The sequence below is a fragment of the Methylophilus sp. genome (assembly GCF_052173275.1).
Taxonomy (GTDB): domain Bacteria; phylum Pseudomonadota; class Gammaproteobacteria; order Burkholderiales; family Methylophilaceae; genus Methylophilus.
The window spans coordinates 1,616,611-1,632,679 of record NZ_JBQMUL010000002.1; the positions used below are offsets into that span (position 1 = coordinate 1,616,611).

Consider the following 16,069-nt stretch of genomic DNA (forward strand, 5'->3'; position numbering starts at 1 on the left):
GCGCTGCAAGCATCAAGAAAGTTTAGTGGCAGCATGTTGCAATGCTGCCACTTTCGTTTCAACGCCTAACAATGGTTGTGAGAGTTGCGCAAGCGTTTGCTCGTCTATCTGCTGCAATAGCGAACTGAACATGGCAGGTTTGCCATGCAGAAAGCCCTGGATAAAGTCACAGTTGATCACCTTGAGAATATTCTCCTGCTGGGCATTTTCCACGCCCTCGGCAATCAGTTGCATGTTCAGCTCATGCGCCATCTGTATGATAGAGCGGCACAATATAAAGTCATAGTTATCCACGCCCAGGTTATTGATAAATGACTTATCGATCTTGACATAATCCACATGGTATTTCTTCAGGTAGCCCAGGGCTGAATAGCCGGTGCCAAAGTCATCGATAGAGAGTTTGATACCGGCTTGCTTGAGCGCTTTCAGGGTATCCTGAACCACACGTGAAGGTTCGAGTAATAAGCCCTCTGTGATTTCAAAACAGAATAATTCACAAGGGATATTAGACCGTTCGAGGCGTTTGATAAACGCCATCAGGTGCTGCGGATGGGAAAACTGCACTGGCGATATATTGAGGCTGAGCTGTATGCCTTGCAGGCGCATGGGGTCTATGGTGGATAAGTCATGCAACACTTCGTTAAAAATCCATTTGCCGATCTCGATAATAATGCCTGAATCTTCTGCCAGCGGAATAAACAGGCTGGGCGGGATATTGCCACGTGTCGGATGCTGCCAGCGGATCAGCGCTTCTGCTTTGATCAGCGCAATATCATGCAGGCGGTAGATAGGCTGATACACCAGGTGCAACTCGCCATTTTCAACAGCTGAGCGCAGGTCGTGTGTGAGCGAAATACGCTCCTTGATTTCCTGCTGCATGGTTTGCGTAAAAAACTGGTACTGGTTTTTACCTGCACGTTTGGCGGCATACAAGGCCTGGTCGGCATACATCATCAAAGTTTCGGCAGAATCACTATGATCCGGGAACACAGCGATACCTATGCTGGCAGTGACAAAGTACTGATTATCATCGATATGAAAAGGCGAGCGCACCGTCTCAACGATCTTGGCGCCTATATCTTGCAACACTTTGATATCTTTTAACCTGGGGATCACCACCACAAACTCATCACCACCCAGTTTTGCCGTGGTATCGCCATCCCGCACGCAGGATTGAATACGTAGCGCCGCATTCTGCAACAGGCGGTCGCCGACCGCATGCCCGGCAATATCATTCACATCTTTAAAACCATCCAGGTCTATCAGCAGCAAGCCCAGTTGTTGTTGTGACTGCTGGCAATCCAGAATCGCGCTTTCTAGACACTGCTGCAACAGGTAGCGGTTGGGTAATTGCGTCAGGTAATCATAATTGGCCTGGCGCCAGATTTGCTGGCGCACTTCGGTTTCACGCCGTTGCGCACGCTGGTAAAAACGCCATAGCTGATAGACCAGTAACATGCATGCCAGTGCGAGTACCGTCATACCTGCCTCAATGGCCAGATGGCTGACCAGCTTGGGATCAGTGACCGGTGAAAGCTGTGCCAGCGTCGCGGCCGATGCCTGCTGCGTGAGTGCCAACGCAAACAATAATAGTGTTACAGGTAGTCTTCTAAGTGGGTTATCCATACCATTCTATCTTTGCGTTCCTTGCAATGATGGCTTGGTATCCGGGTAACAGTATTGAAAAGCTGTCGTCTGTTAGACCCCACACCAAGAGCTAACTGGGTTAACGGCAGGCTGGGGAAAAACTTGAGGCGGTGTGCAGGTTATTTTGCTGCGGATTATTTTGAGCAGGCACCTGCAGCGTGGCTGCAGGTGTGTGAGGCTAGTATCTGATGCTGATCTGCTAAATTATTTAGCGGACAAACAGGTTTTCATAAAGGCTTTACGTTCATCGCCTTTCAATGCCTTGGTTGTGGCATCAGCGTTACAGGTTTTCATTTTATTCTGTTGCGCAGTCAGGCCGGAATCTGCGCTACTGGCCGATAAACAGTCTTTCATAAAGGCTTTACGTTCGTCACCTTGCAATGCTTTGGTTTTGGCATCGGCATTACAGGTTTTCATTTTCTCCTGTTGCGGGCCTGCAGATACTGACAGACAGACAGAGGACAGCAACAGAGCAAGAACCAGTTTTTTCATGAAAGTCTCCAAACAAAAAAATAAACAGATAATTAAGTGATCCAGGTTGCCGGAGGCTAGCCTGTCATGCCATTCTGACACAGAGCAGAATACCTAGGTAAACAAAAAAATTGAACAATAAAGTTAAACAAAAAAGCCCGGCGATTAGCCGGGCTTGAAAGAGAGTGATAAAGGCTTATTGAACAGGCACGCTATGCAATGTGCCTGCTTTCATATCCGGCACCAGTAAAGACTGTCCATCCGCAGACAGACTGATATCTGCTGCTGACTGGTAGCCCTCGATAATACGTTGCGGCGTGGCTTTCGGCTCGCTTAATTGCCAGACATTACCGCCCGCCCAGTCGCTCACATACAGGTGACCATGCGCATCGCGGACCAGGCCGTCTGCACCACCAAAGCCCTGGTTGAGCAAGGAGACTGCTGCTTTTTTAGCACCCAGCTGCACCCTGAACAATTTGCCTGTGCCAAAGTCAGCCACTAACAAAGTGTCGGGGCCATCCATCAGCAAGCCATTTGGCCGTTTGATGCCAGCATTGCCTTTCAGCACTTCAGTCACTTTGCCGGATGCGATCTTGAAGATGCCAGCACCTTTGCCATTGTCATCGCCGCTGTCAGAGACATACACATTGCCCAGACCATCGATTTCAATATCATTCAGGAAAACCGGTTTGCGTGGAAATGCAGAAGTGTCCGCAATCACGGTTTGCTGACCGCTTTGTGCATCGATACGTACCACTCTGTCTACATCAGCGACATACAACTGGCCATTGAATACATCCAGGCCTTTAGGGTCATTCAAGCCATCCGCCAACGTTTTGCGGGTACCGTCTGCGGCGATCTGGGTGATTTTGCCATCACCCGCTTTACCAAATTCGCCGATTTCTGACACATACACGACGCCATTTGGGGCAGCAAATACAGATTCCGGCATGGCAAATCCGCTTAATGTTGTTTCACCTGTATTGGTCGTTGCAGCGGTAGCGGCAGATTTACCTTTTGCTTTGCCATCGTAGCTGACACGGTAAATCACACCATTGTAGTCATCAGACACTAGCAATGAGCCATCAGGTAATTGCAGCACATCGTTCGGGCGACCCCAGACTTCACCTTCGGCACTGAGCCAGCCGTCAATAAAGACTTTGGTTTCTTTCACTTGTTTCTGCTCGTCAAAAGTGACGCGCACCAATTGGTAGCCGACTGGTTCCTTACGGTTCCATGAGCCATGCTGTGCGATCACTGCATTGCCCTGGTATTCCGCCGGGAACTGCTTGCCGGTATAAAACTTGAAGCCCAGGTTGGCACTGTGCGCCTGAAACTCGACTACCGGTTTGGTCACCGCTGCTGGTGGGGTTTTGTTCTTCCAGTTCGGGTCGCGCGCATCGCCACCGGCAAAATAAGGGAAGCCAAAATGCAGCCCTGCTTTAGGTGCTGCATTCAACTCGTCATGCGGGATATCCGCGCCCAGCAAATCGACACCGTTGTCGGTAAAAAACAGGGTGTTAGTGCCTGGCTGGAAATCCAGACCGACTGAATTGCGCACGCCTTTGGCAAAGGTTTCTACCTGGCTGCCATCGGGGTTGAGGCGGATGATGGAAGCTTCGATGCCGGTCGGGTCGCAGATGTTGCAAGGTGCCCCTATGGTGACGTATAACTTGTTGTCAGGCCCGGCGGCGATATAGCGCCAGCCGTGATGGGCTTTGTTCGGTAGTTTGTCGTAAACCACTTCGCGCATGGCTTTAAATGGCAAGGTCAGGTCAAAATCAGGTGCGGCATAGCGCGTGATACGGTGTTGTTCGGCCACATACAAATGCCCGTCAACCATGGCAACGCCATTGCCTACCGTCAGGTCATCCAGGATCGCCACGACCTGATCTGCTTTATGGTCTTTGTTTTTATCGACCACGGCATACACTTTACTGCCACGGGTGCCGACATAGACATTGCCATTGGTACCCAGCGTCATCTGGCGCGCCCCTGGCACTTCAGCGTAAACATCGACTTTAAAACCGTCAGGTACGCGCAGTTTGCTCAGGTTGTCACGCACATCCTGAATATCTGCCAAAGCGCTGAATGACAGTGTTGCGAATATGGAACCGATCAGACCTTTTATCAATTGATTGTTCATCAAGCTTATCCTCTTCTCCAAAAAAATGATTACCTATGCAAGTTTGGTATGAGTAGTCTACGCAGTGTGAGGTTCTGCCGTAAGTTTAAAAAATATGAAATGATTGCCTATTTCTATTTGATAAATGCTTAATATAGCTAATTAGGTGTTATATTTATGCCTAATCACTTTGGTATTTAAATGATATGAGCAACCTTGATTGCTGCTCTGCCCACGACAGGGATAGAACCATTGCGCTGTTATCCAGCCAGACGCCGAACGAAGGGTTTACCCTCACCGCACTCGAAGGCGTCAAACTGATGCGCTGGAATCGGGCCATCCCGCGCAGCCCGGTGTTTTATGAACCCAGCATCGTGTTTGTCTGCCAGGGCAAGAAGATCGGCTACCTGGGTGGTGAGGTATATCAGTACAATCCGCAGCAATTCCTGATTCTATCGGTGCCGCTGCCATTTGAGAGTGAAACCATCGCTACGCTGGAAGAACCTCTGCTGGCGATCTCAATCCGCATTAATCTTTCCATGATCTCGGAATTATTATTAAGCGTGGAACATGACACGCCGATGAAGATCAATGGCAAAAGTGGCATTACCTCGACGCCGCTGGATGCGCGCTTATCCAACGCCGTGGTCAGGCTGCTGGAGTGCCTTCCATCCAAAAGCGATGCGACGGTACTGGGCCAGGCTATCATCCGCGAGATCCATTACCGCATATTGCAAACCTCGCAGGCATCCGCCATCCTGGCGGCACATAGCACGCACAATAATATGGGCAAGATCAGCAAGGCATTGCGCCTGATTCATGCCGAGTATGACAAAGAGCTGAATGTAGACAAACTGGCGTCAGAATCGACCATGAGTGTGCCTTCGTTTCATGCTGCTTTTCGCGATGTGACTGCGACTTCGCCTATCCAGTACCTGAAAATGACCCGCTTGCACAAGGCACGCTTGCTGATGGTGCAGGATGGTTTGAGTGCCACGTTGGCAGCCAATAAAGTGGGCTATGAGAGTGCTTCGCAATTTAGCCGCGAATTCAAACGCATGTTTGGTAAAAGCCCGATGGAGGAGGTCAGCGCCGTACGCAGCGCCCTGATTACAACGCCGAGTGAGGTAGCGGCGAAATATGTCACGGTGCAGCAGTAAGCAGTCACCACGAACCCGCCAACAATAACGCTAACCTGGCAGACAAACTCATAGCTTTAGGCAATCATTCAAGAAAAGCTGGCAATTACATTGATGGTTATTCTTTTAGACTTAAGTGGTTAATGCTGGCAGGTTTGAGTTTATCTTCCGGCATTTGATTTTTAAAGCTGCAATAAATTAGAGCTTCACTAAAAAGGACATGGAGAACGCAATATGGCATTAACTTTTAAAACAGCCGCCTATGGTGTACAAAATGCGACCACCCCGGTTGCACCTATGAGCATAGACAGACGCGAGCCTGGTCCGCACGATGTGCTGATCGATATCGAGTATTGCGGTATCTGCCATTCCGATATCCACCAGGCCAGGAACGAGTGGGGCGGTGGTTCTTTATATCCTATGGTGCCAGGCCATGAAATCGTGGGTCGCGTCAGCAAGGTCGGTGCGCATGTGAGCAAGTTCAAGCTGGGGCAATTGGTCGGGGTCGGCTGTATGGTCGACTCCTGCCGCCACTGCGCAGACTGTGATGCCGGTGAAGAGCAATACTGTGATGGCTCTGTATTTACCTATAACGCTAAAGACCCCAGACACGGCGGCCTGACCTTTGGCGGCTATGCCGAGCGCATCACGGTTGATGAAAACTTTGTTGTCAGCGTGCCTGAAAACCTGGACACCAAAGCAGTTGCACCATTACTCTGTGCCGGAATCACTTTGTATTCACCGCTTAAACACTGGAACGTACAACCTGGCCAGAAAGTTGGCATTATCGGCCTGGGTGGTTTGGGCCATATGGGTGTGAAACTGGCTGCAGCCATGGGTGCGCATGTGGTGATGATTACTACCTCAGCCAGCAAAGCAGCTGATGCGACCAAGCTGGGCGCGCATGAAGTGCTGATCTCCAAAGATGCTGATGACATGGCTAAACATGCAGCCAGTTTTGACCTGATTATTGATACGGTACCCGTTGCGCATGATTTAAACCCTTATATCGGCTTGCTTAAACGTGATAAAACCATTGTGCTGGTGGGGCCGTTAGACCCGGTAGATGTGCATGGTGGCAACCTGATCCTTAAACGTCGCCAGGTGGCGGGTTCACTGATAGGCGGGATTGCAGAAACGCAGGAAATGCTGGATTTCTGTGGCAAGCACAATATCGTCAGTGATGTAGAAATGATCGATGCCACTTATATCAATGATGCTTACGAGCGCATGCTCAAGAGCGACGTGAAATACCGTTTTGTGATTGATATTGCCTCATTGAAATCCACGGTGAACGCTTAGCCGCAAACATGGGTGGCAGTGGCTAGCCGGGTTTGGGATTTCATCTGTCTGAAAAACCTGGCTGACGCTGTTGCCAGCCCTGTATATCAACAAAAAGGGGAATGCACAGCCATTTGAATGTGGTTAGAAATAGCTGGCTTTGCTTGGAGGCAAAAGGTTTGCGCGGAAAGTAATACAAATTGGCGGGTTTGAACGCATAACACGATAGGTCGGTGTTAAGATGGTTATCTGTTCATTTCTCACTCAGCGCATGCTTGCAGAAAAACCTCCCCAAGGCCTGATGTCACTGGTGATATCGATTCTTGCGTATCTCTCCCTCACCCAAATTGACAAGGTGATGCACATTGGCCAGCAGGAATCGCTGGTGGTTTCCATTGTGTTTGTGCTGCTGATTATCAACCTGGCCTTCCAGCTGTCGTTTCAGGTGGAATATGTGGCAGAACGGCTGAAAGAGCCGTATGGCACCATGATACTGACCATCAGTGCGGTGATCATTGAAGTGGTGATCATTGTGATGATGTTAAGCCATACGGCTTCAACCACCTTGGCGCGAGATGCGATCTATTCGGCGGTGATGCTGGATATCAATGGCATTCTCGGCTTGTGTGCCATTGTGGGCGGTATCAAATACGGTGAAGTGGAATACAACGTCAACTCCGGCAATACTTATATTGTCATGATCATGACGGCGCTGGGGATCTCGATGGTGTTGCCCGCGTTTTTGCCGCCAGAACATTGGCGGCTTTATTCGATGTTCACCATCATCACCATGAGTGTGTTTTATGCGCTGTTCCTCAAGATGCAAACTGGCCGTCACCGTAATTATTTTAGTTACAGTGACCAGCATAGCAAGGAACAACTAGGCGAATTGGCCACCCGCAAGACCATCGTCGATGTCAGGCTTGCGATTGTGTATATCCTGGTGGGGATTATCACCATTGGCCTGCTGTCAGAGGAAATGAGCATGCATATGGATGCCGGTCTGACCGGTAGCGGCGTGCCACCGATTGTGGCGGCGATTGTGGTGGCGGTTATCGCCGCCAGCCCCGAAGTGCTGACTGCGCTGAAGGCCGCGGTGAATGACCGCATGCAAACGGTGGTGAATATCTCACTCGGCGCAACGCTGTCAACGGTGATCCTGACCGTGCCGGTGATCGAGGCGATTGCCTTGATCCAGAATAAACCGCTGATTGTCGGCTTATCCCCGACGCAAATGGTGATGACGTTTTTAACCTTGGCAGTCGCAACCATTAACTTGCATGATGGTGAAACCAACGCCATTGAAGGCATGACGCATTTTGTATTGTTTATGGCATTTGCCATGCTGGCCACTTTGGGCATGTAGTCGCCTGCATGGCTGGCTAATCAACCGACTGGCTTGATCGACAAGCTGGCTCGGGGAATCCCTGCTGTTTATAAAGACCAACAGCCTTCCAACTGGCTTTTGTATAAGTGAATCATGAGTACTCTTCTGGAATTACTGCAACAATTCGGCCTGGTGATCGTGTTCGCCAACGTGCTTCTCGAACAGCTGGGTTTACCCTTGCCAGCGTATCCCACCTTATTGCTGGCGGGTGTGCTGATAGGCAACGGGCAATACAGTTTAGGGACACTGCTGGCGGTGGCGGTGATCGCCGCCTTAATCGCTGATTCCATCTGGTACATGGCCGGGCGCAAATATGGCAAAAAGGTGATGGGCAAGTTATGCAAGATCTCCCTGTCGCCGGATACCTGTGTCAGGCAAACCGAATCGCTGTACCTGAAATTCGGCCCGCCGGCATTATTGGTCTGTAAATTCATTCCTGGCTTTGCTTCTATTTCCAGCGCCCTGGCGGGTTCTTCCGGCACGCGTTACCTGGTATTTGTGGTGATGGATGGCCTGGGCGCCGCACTCTGGGCCGGCACTGCCCTCTGGTTAGGTAATCTATTCAGTTCTGCGATCGATGAGCTGATGCTGACACTGGTGCAAATGGGCAAGTGGGGCACCTTGCTGGTGCTGGTATTGCTGGCTGCGTTTATTGCCTATAAATGGTGGGATAGACAGCGGTTTATCAAAAGCCTGCGTATGGCGCGTATCAGCATAGAAGAGTTGAACGAGATGCTGAACAGCGGCGCCGCGCCGGTGATTCTCGATACGCGCGCCCCTCACCTGATCGATGACGGCTGGATCCCTGGTGCGCAATTTATCACGCTGGAAAGTGCTGATTCCCTGGTGCTGGATATTGATGAAGATGCACCTGTGGTGCTGTATTGCTCGTGCCCCAATGAAGTCACTGCCGCCAAAGTCGCCAAAAAACTGCTTAACCGTGGCTATCGCAATATCCGGCCACTCACGGGCGGCATAGACGCCTGGCGCGATGCCGGGTTTGAGGTCGTCACCGTGCAAGTCGAAGACCTGGAAGCAGTCGCAAAGGAAAGCCATGTTTAATGTAGTGGGCATTGCACTCAAGCGCCCCTATACATTTGTAGTGATGGCGCTGCTGATCCTTATCGCAGGCACGTTGTCCGCGCTGCGCAGCCCGGTGGATATTTTCCCTGAAATCCGCATCCCGATTGTGGCCGTTGCCTGGCAATATACCGGCCTGCCACCGGATGATATGGCCGGGCGCATCACCACGCTGTACCAGCGCAGCCTGACCACCACCGTCAACGATATCGAGCATATCGAAGCCAACTCGTATATTGGCTTTTCCATCATTAAGATCTTCTTCCACCCTGGCGTGAATATCGCCACCGCCAATGCCCAGGTCACCGCCTTATCCCAAACCGTCACCCGGCAGATGCCTAACGGCACGACACCGCCGCTGATCCTGAATTACAACGCATCTACCGTGCCTATCATGCAGATTGCGCTGTCTGGTAAAGGGCTCACCGAACAAAATCTGGCCGACCTTGGCCTGAACGCTATTCGCATCCGGCTGGTCACTGTGCCCGGGGCGGGTGTGCCTTATCCTTATGGCGGCAAAAGTCGCCAGGTGCAAATCGACCTTAACGCTGGTGCCTTGCAGGCGCGCGGGCTGTCGGCGCAGGATGTTTCCAACGCCTTGGCCGCGCATAATATGATCGTGCCGGTGGGCACGCAGAAGATCGGCAGCATTGAATATACGCTTAACCTCAACAATGCCGCCGCCGAGATTGAAGACCTGGCCAATATCCCGGTCAAAGTGGTCAATGGCGCCACGGTCTATATGCGGGATATTGCACAAGTGCGCGATGGCAGCCCGCCGCAGACCAATATCGTGCATGTGGATGGCAATCGTTCGGTATTAATGACCATTTTGAAGAATGGTGCTATTTCTACCCTGGCGATTGTGGAAGGCATCAAAAGCAAGCTGGAAGAAATCAAACCCGGTCTGCCGGAGAACCTGATCGCCACGCCGATTAACGACCAGTCACTTTTTGTGCGCGCCGCGATTGATGGCGTGGTGTTTGAAGGCGTGCTGGCAGCGATTTTAACCAGCCTGATGATTTTGCTGTTTCTCGGTAGCTGGCGCTCTTCACTGATTATTGCCACGTCCATCCCGCTGTCAGTACTGGGCGCCATTATCGGCTTATCCGCCATTGGCGAAACCCTCAATATCATGACCCTGGGCGGGCTGGCGCTGGCGGTCGGGTTGCTGGTGGATGAAGCGACAGTGACCATAGAAAATATCAACTGGCACCTGGAACAAGGCAAACCGGTAGAGCAATCCATTCTTGATGGTGCCGCGCAAATCGTCACCCCTGCATTTGTCTCGCTGTTATGTATCTGTATCGTGTTCGTGCCCATGTTTTTTCTCGAGGGCATTTCGCGCTTTCTGTTTGTGCCCATGGCTGAAGCGGTGATGTTCGCCATGGCCAGTTCATTTATATTGTCGCGTACGCTGGTGCCCACCATGGCCAATTACTTGCTCAAGCCGCATGTGCACGCAGATACGCATGCGCAGGTGAGCAGTAACCCGCTGGTGCGTTTCCAACAAGGGTTTGAGGCCGGGTTCGAACGCATACGCGCCTCTTACAAAGCCTTGCTGATATTGGCGCTTAGCCACAGCCGCCTGTTTATGAGTGGCTTTATGGCGGTAGTGTTACTGTCATTTCTATTGGCGCCCATGCTGGGCAGTAACTTCTTCCCGGCGGTGGATAGCGGCCAGATCCTGATGCATGCGCGTGTGCCGGTGGGGACGCGCATTGAGGAGACGGCCAACCGCTTTGCGACCATCCAGAATGCGATTAAAAAAGTCATTCCTGCGGATGAAATCCTGACCATTGTCGATAACATCGGCATGCCTATCAGTAGTATTAACATGACGTACAACAATACGGGCGTCATCGGTTCACAGGATGGCGATATCCAGATCGCACTGAAAGCGCATCACGCACCGACGGCAGATTATGTGCGCACCTTGCGTGAAGTGTTACCCAGGCAGTTCCCGGATACCACGTTTTCGTTTCCGCCTGCCGATATCGTCAGCCAGATCCTGAATTTTGGCTCACCTGCACCGATAGACATTCAGATCCGCGGTGGCAAACTGGCGGACAATTTTGAATATGCCAACCATTTGCTGGCAAAGATCCGCAGCGTGCCCGGCGTGGTCGATGCCCGTATCCAGCAGTCACGCAGCCGCCCTGCATTTGATATTGCCGTGGATAAAACCCGTGCGCAAGAAATCGGTATCAGCACGCGAGATGTCACCAACAGCATGGTGATCAATATGGCAGGCAGCTCGCAGGTTTCACCCACCTATTGGTTGAACCCGGCCAACGGCGTGACTTATTCCATCGTGCTGCAAACCCCGCAATATCAGTTAGACAGCCTGAACAGGCTGGCGAACCTGCCTATCAGCGGCAGCAACGGGCAAACGCAAACCCTGGGCGGCCTGGCGACGTTTAAACGCAATGTCGGCAATGCGGTGGTCAGCCAGTACGATATCCAGCCCATGGTGCAGATCAATGCCAGCACACAGGGCAGGGACCTGGGCGCAGTCGCCAAAGATATTCGCGAGATACTTGATGCATCTAAAGACCAGGCGCCAAAAGCCGCCAATGTGGTGATGCTGGGGCAGGCATATACCATGGACCACGCGTTCACCGGCCTATTCTTTGGCCTGCTCGGCGCCATCGTGCTGATTTACCTGTTGATCGTGGTCAACCTGCAATCCTGGAGTGATCCGTTTGTGATCATCACGGCTTTGCCGGCAGCATTGGCAGGCATCGTCTGGATGCTGTTTGTGACCTATACCCCACTTTCAGTGCCGGCACTGACCGGTGCGATTATGTGTATGGGCGTGGCGACTGCTAACAGTGTGCTGGTGATCAGCTTTGCCCGCGAGCGGCTGGATGAACTCAAAGACGCAACCGCTGCTGCCATCGATGCCGGGTTTGTCCGTTTCCGTCCGGTGCTGATGACAGCCCTGGCCATGGTGATAGGTATGACGCCGATGGCGCTGGGTCTGGGTGAAGGCGGCGAGCAAAACGCGCCACTTGGCCGCGCAGTGATCGGCGGCCTGATTTTTGCCACCATTGCTACCTTATTGTTTGTACCGGTGGTGTTTGCCGCCATTCACAAGAAAACGCCATTTAGCCCTGTCAACAGTGCTAGAGGAGAGACTGATGACCATTGATGCACCTCGCCCTTCCCGCCGCTTAAAGTTGGGTGGCCTGCTACTTGTATTGCTGGCGATCGCCATCGTGATCATCGGTGTCACCACACGTGCCAGCCATCACGCCAAACTCAAAGACTGGACTGATCAGCAAGCCGTGCTTACCGTCAATGTCAGCCAGCCAGGCGTTGCTGCTGAAGGCAGTCAGCTGATATTACCAGGGCGATTCGAGGCGTTTGCACGTGCACCTATTTATGCGCGTGTCAGTGGCTATCTTAAGAGCTGGAAAGTCGATATCGGCGGCACGGTAAAGGCCGGGCAGTTGCTCGCAGAGGTAGAAACGCCTGACCTAGACCAGGAGTTGTTGCAGGCCAAGGCCGATCTGGCCAGTGCGCAAGCCAATGTCAGCCTGGCAGAAACCACCGCCAAACGCTGGCAGGATATGTTAAAAACGCAATCCATCGCTCGCCAGGAAGTCGATGAAAAACTGGGCGACTACAAAAGCAAACAGGCCCTCGTAAAAGCAGCTGAAGCGAATGTACAGCGTTTGCAAGCGTTGAAAGGCTTTGCCAGCATCGTTGCGCCGTTTGATGGTTCCGTCACCGCGCGTAACACCGATACCGGCGCGTTGATCAATGCCGGTAGCAGCGGTAGCACTGCACAACCTTTATTTGAAGTTTCCAACACGCGCAAATTACGTTTATACATTAATGTGCCGCAGAACTATGTCAGCCATATCCGCGCTGGCAACAAAGCGACTTTTAATGTGCCCGAATATCCTGAGGGCCGCTTTGAAGCCACCATACAATCCACTTCTGGTGCGATCAATGCATCGTCGGGGACCACGCTGGTGCAATTGCTGGTGGACAATGCCGCCGGTAAATTTCTGCCGGGTGGGTTTGCGAATGTGAATGTACAGCTAAAAGAAGCGGCCGGTATTTTAAGTATTCCCGCCAGTGCGCTGATCTTTGACCAGAACGGTTTAAAAGTGGCGACTGTGAATGCCGACAATCAGGTCAGCCTGAAAACTATCATCATCGCGCGCGATCTTGGTAAAACACTGGAAATCCAGTCCGGCCTGACGGCCGATGACCGGGTCATTGAAAACCCGCCGGATGGCGTGGTAGAAGGTGATTCAGTCAATATAGCAACCGCTCCTGAGGCGCCAAAAGCGGTTAATAAGTAGCGTTTAGTTCTGGGCTGGCAGAGATTAACGTGACAATATCAGCCAGGCACTCAGTGCCGCAGCTGATACACTTAAAAATATATTCACTGCCGGTGGCAGCCAGAAGATATGGCCGCGCGGTTTTTCCTGTGCGCCCAGTGTTTTACAGAACACCGCAAACTGCCACGCAGACAGTAAGGCTGTGCCCGCGCCTATCAGGATAAAACCGACTCCTATATACAAAGACAAGGTGCTTTGTGAGTCAGACAGCGGGCTCTCGTGCGCCATCAGCTTGATAAACAAGCCGAAGCGTTCAATCACAAACCCCAGCCCCATCAATGCGATAGAAGCACGTTGCCAGGCGAGCAAGGTGCGTTCGGCAGCAAAATAAACACGCGGATCGTCAAGATAAGACATCTGGGTCACTTATTTAATAATCGAGGTGACCATTCTACGACTTACCCAGACGTTGTGCCTAAGTAAGTCGCAGTCGTGTATAGGGTTTGAGATGCTTTATACCGTCAGGCAAACAGGCTGATGCCAAGTACGGCCAGCAGGACAACGCCAATGGCTAAAATCAAAAAGATAAAGAAAAAGACTTTTGAAATGGTGGCAGCACCAGATTCCACGCTACGAAAACCTAAAAAACCCGCGATGACGGATATCACAAAAAATACCAATGCATAGTAAAGCATCTTTCTGACCCCTTAGTTGGAAAGTGAATGTGATGAAATCATAAAAGGCAGCCCCCCGTTTGCGTATAGGGGATTGACTGGATTGCAGGTAGGAATCAACCTACATTAGGCGATGCGATATACGGAGTAAAAAGTCTGAAAGGGTGAGCGGTGCCATGCCGGTAATCCATTCAGGCGGCTGGTTTCAAGCCCTTTGGCACACAGGGGGCCAGTGTGCTGATGCATAGTGATTATCTGACACTGACCCTGATGACAGGGCTGTTTACTGAGTATGCGTGATACGTGGATTATTCATCTTCATTAAAAGCATCATGAAAATCTTCTGCTTCGACCACCGCTTTGGCGCGCATTTTCTGGATAAAAATAATGCCTTCGCGTGTGAGCTGGCTTTCGTTGGAGCGCCTGCCTTCGCGCACATCGCCATTGGCGGTCAATGCTAGGCGAAACACTTCCTGGTGATATCGTAGGCTCGCTTCGCCCAACCCTATTCTTTTACATTTTTCCAGGTCGAGCACGGTGATCAGATAATAGTTTGGGCCGCGTGGATTGATCACGCGTTTCAGGTCTATCACGCCTAATCGATCACTGCCTTGTGAGAGTGTGATCTCCTCGCCGGTGGCATTGATGGTGATGGTGTAGCTTAAACCATCTTTCGCGACAAATTCTTTTTGATGCATAACGCCTAGCCCCTTTTTAGCCATTTTATCTTTATAAAACCATTGTATAGGTGCGGCAGCAACGTGACCGCCTTGCTCTAATCATACACATTAGAAGATAAATGTCAGGTGTTTCCTTGTTTTTACAGGCAGCGTGCTTAAAACAATGCGGCTTTGTCATTGCCGGAATTAGACTGTAAAATCATGGTTTTCCCGATGTCAAGAATTATTAATTTGTAGTAAAGTATGTTTATGTAAATGATTAATGCTGTTGCGACCACAATACTCGCATTGTTTAAGGACAGAATGATGCATGAACAAGTATTTTTCAGCCTTCAAGGAATCAAGGTCAGTGACACTCAGTTTATTGCTGAAGGGCAAACATACCCGCTTGATGAAGTCACTTCAGTCCAGCATGGCCTGATCGAGCCTAAACGGGGCTTTTCCACATTCTGCATGTTATCGGGATCTTTCCTGATGATATTCGAGGATGTGTTCATGTTCGTCGGTGGCTTTTCAATCGCACTTGGCATGTTGGCGTGGTTTAGCGCACAAACGCTGTATGCTGTTGTCATTCATACCGCAGAAGGTGAAAAGCAGGCGCTGACAAGTACGGACAGTAATGATATCAGCAGGGTAATTCGTGCCCTGAATACCGCTATAATCAGCAGAAGCTGACAGTTCGGCCTAACAGCTGATGTCCTCATGATGACTGCAACGGCACCAAAGCCCCCGCAAAAGTGTTTTTTGTCGGGAAAATTTGATTCTCCGTGATGTGCCTTGCGATCAACCCTGGGCATATCAGAAACAAAGCGCGCGTTTTTACAGGGCAAGGCACATATGCCGTTGCTCTGAGCGTGCGATGTTGATGACATATTAAAAAGGACACCTGATGGAGGAGTTTATATTCTTCAGTCTTGAAGGCATTAAAGTCAGCAATATCCAGTTCATAGCTGATGGCTTTACTTATGCCTTGCAGGATGTGATTGCCGTAGAGCATGGGATGACAGAGCCCAGCCGGGTCTTCGCCACGTTTTGTATACTGACAGGCGCGTTCCTGTTTATTTTCGAAGATGTGTTCATGTTTGTCGGTGGTTTTGCCATCGCGCTGGGCATAGTGGCCTGGTTTACTGCAAAAACGCAGTATTCAGTGGTGATCCATACACCCACCGGAGAGCACCAGGCATTAAAGAGCGAAAATAGCCATGACATTGATAGAGTGATTCGGGCGCTCAATACTGCGATCATTCACCGGGAATAACTTTCGGATAGGTTTCAGAGTGCCAGCAT

General features: G+C 51.0%; 14 protein-coding genes. 8 read left to right on the top strand and 6 right to left on the bottom strand.

What is annotated here, in order from left to right:
- Positions 1-12 precede the first annotated feature (12 nt).
- From ACTS9Y_RS09240 to ACTS9Y_RS09250, 3 genes are all read right to left on the bottom strand, one after another.
- Positions 13-1,626 (bottom strand): putative bifunctional diguanylate cyclase/phosphodiesterase, encoded by a 1,614-nt coding sequence (locus ACTS9Y_RS09240; protein WP_442585644.1) that lies wholly within the window; start codon positions 1,624-1,626, stop codon positions 13-15.
- 225 nt (positions 1,627-1,851) lie between these two features.
- Entirely contained in the window at positions 1,852-2,139 is a 288-nt protein-coding gene (locus ACTS9Y_RS09245; protein ID WP_442585645.1) for a PsiF family protein, read from the bottom strand.
- Positions 2,140-2,314: 175 nt separating this feature from the next.
- Positions 2,315-4,264: an SMP-30/gluconolactonase/LRE family protein gene (locus tag ACTS9Y_RS09250; RefSeq protein ID WP_442585646.1), complete on the bottom strand. Its 1,950-nt coding sequence runs from the start codon at positions 4,262-4,264 to the stop codon at positions 2,315-2,317.
- 185 nt (positions 4,265-4,449) lie between these two features.
- Here ACTS9Y_RS09250 and ACTS9Y_RS09255 point away from each other — a divergent pair, with 185 nt between their 5' ends.
- The 6 genes from ACTS9Y_RS09255 (at position 4,450) to ACTS9Y_RS09280 (ending at position 13,449) form a co-directional block, all read left to right on the top strand.
- Positions 4,450-5,403 carry an AraC family transcriptional regulator gene (locus ACTS9Y_RS09255; RefSeq protein ID WP_442585647.1) on the top strand — a complete coding sequence of 318 codons (954 nt, stop codon included), beginning with the start codon at positions 4,450-4,452 and terminating at the stop codon, positions 5,401-5,403.
- Positions 5,404-5,616: 213 nt separating this feature from the next.
- Entirely contained in the window at positions 5,617-6,684 is a 1,068-nt protein-coding gene (locus ACTS9Y_RS09260; RefSeq protein ID WP_442585648.1) for an NAD(P)-dependent alcohol dehydrogenase, read from the top strand.
- Positions 6,685-6,904: 220 nt separating this feature from the next.
- The gene (locus ACTS9Y_RS09265; protein WP_442585649.1) at positions 6,905-8,029 is read left to right on the top strand and encodes a calcium:proton antiporter; all 1,125 of its coding nucleotides are present in this window, start codon (positions 6,905-6,907) and stop codon (positions 8,027-8,029) included.
- A 114-nt stretch (positions 8,030-8,143) separates the two neighbouring features.
- On the top strand, positions 8,144-9,112 hold the full coding sequence (locus tag ACTS9Y_RS09270; protein WP_442585650.1) for a VTT domain-containing protein: 969 nt from the start codon (positions 8,144-8,146) through the stop codon (positions 9,110-9,112).
- Entirely contained in the window at positions 9,105-12,284 is a 3,180-nt protein-coding gene (locus tag ACTS9Y_RS09275; protein WP_442585651.1) for an efflux RND transporter permease subunit, read from the top strand. Before ACTS9Y_RS09270 ends, ACTS9Y_RS09275 begins: the two co-directional genes overlap by 8 nt.
- Positions 12,274-13,449, top strand: a complete 1,176-nt coding sequence (locus tag ACTS9Y_RS09280) for an efflux RND transporter periplasmic adaptor subunit (protein ID WP_442585652.1) — start codon at positions 12,274-12,276, stop codon at positions 13,447-13,449. Before ACTS9Y_RS09275 ends, ACTS9Y_RS09280 begins: the two co-directional genes overlap by 11 nt.
- 24 nt (positions 13,450-13,473) lie before the next feature.
- Here ACTS9Y_RS09280 and ACTS9Y_RS09285 read toward each other — a convergent pair whose 3' ends face one another.
- The 3 genes from ACTS9Y_RS09285 to ACTS9Y_RS09295 all read right to left on the bottom strand — a co-directional run bounded on the left by ACTS9Y_RS09285 (position 13,474) and on the right by ACTS9Y_RS09295 (position 14,800).
- On the bottom strand, positions 13,474-13,845 hold the full coding sequence (locus tag ACTS9Y_RS09285; RefSeq protein ID WP_442585653.1) for a YidH family protein: 372 nt from the start codon (positions 13,843-13,845) through the stop codon (positions 13,474-13,476).
- A 104-nt stretch (positions 13,846-13,949) separates the two neighbouring features.
- A complete protein-coding gene (locus ACTS9Y_RS09290) occupies positions 13,950-14,123 on the bottom strand; it encodes a DUF1328 domain-containing protein (protein ID WP_442585654.1) in 174 nt (57 codons plus the stop codon).
- A 287-nt stretch (positions 14,124-14,410) separates the two neighbouring features.
- A complete protein-coding gene (locus tag ACTS9Y_RS09295) occupies positions 14,411-14,800 on the bottom strand; it encodes a hypothetical protein (protein ID WP_442585655.1) in 390 nt (129 codons plus the stop codon).
- 237 nt (positions 14,801-15,037) lie between these two features.
- Here ACTS9Y_RS09295 and ACTS9Y_RS09300 point away from each other — a divergent pair, with 237 nt between their 5' ends.
- Both ACTS9Y_RS09300 and ACTS9Y_RS09305 read left to right on the top strand, forming a co-directional pair.
- On the top strand, positions 15,038-15,457 hold the full coding sequence (locus ACTS9Y_RS09300) for a DUF6232 family protein (RefSeq protein ID WP_442585656.1): 420 nt from the start codon (positions 15,038-15,040) through the stop codon (positions 15,455-15,457).
- Positions 15,458-15,671: 214 nt separating this feature from the next.
- A complete protein-coding gene (locus tag ACTS9Y_RS09305; protein ID WP_442585657.1) occupies positions 15,672-16,040 on the top strand; it encodes a DUF6232 family protein in 369 nt (122 codons plus the stop codon).
- The last annotated feature ends 29 nt before the right edge of the window (positions 16,041-16,069 follow it).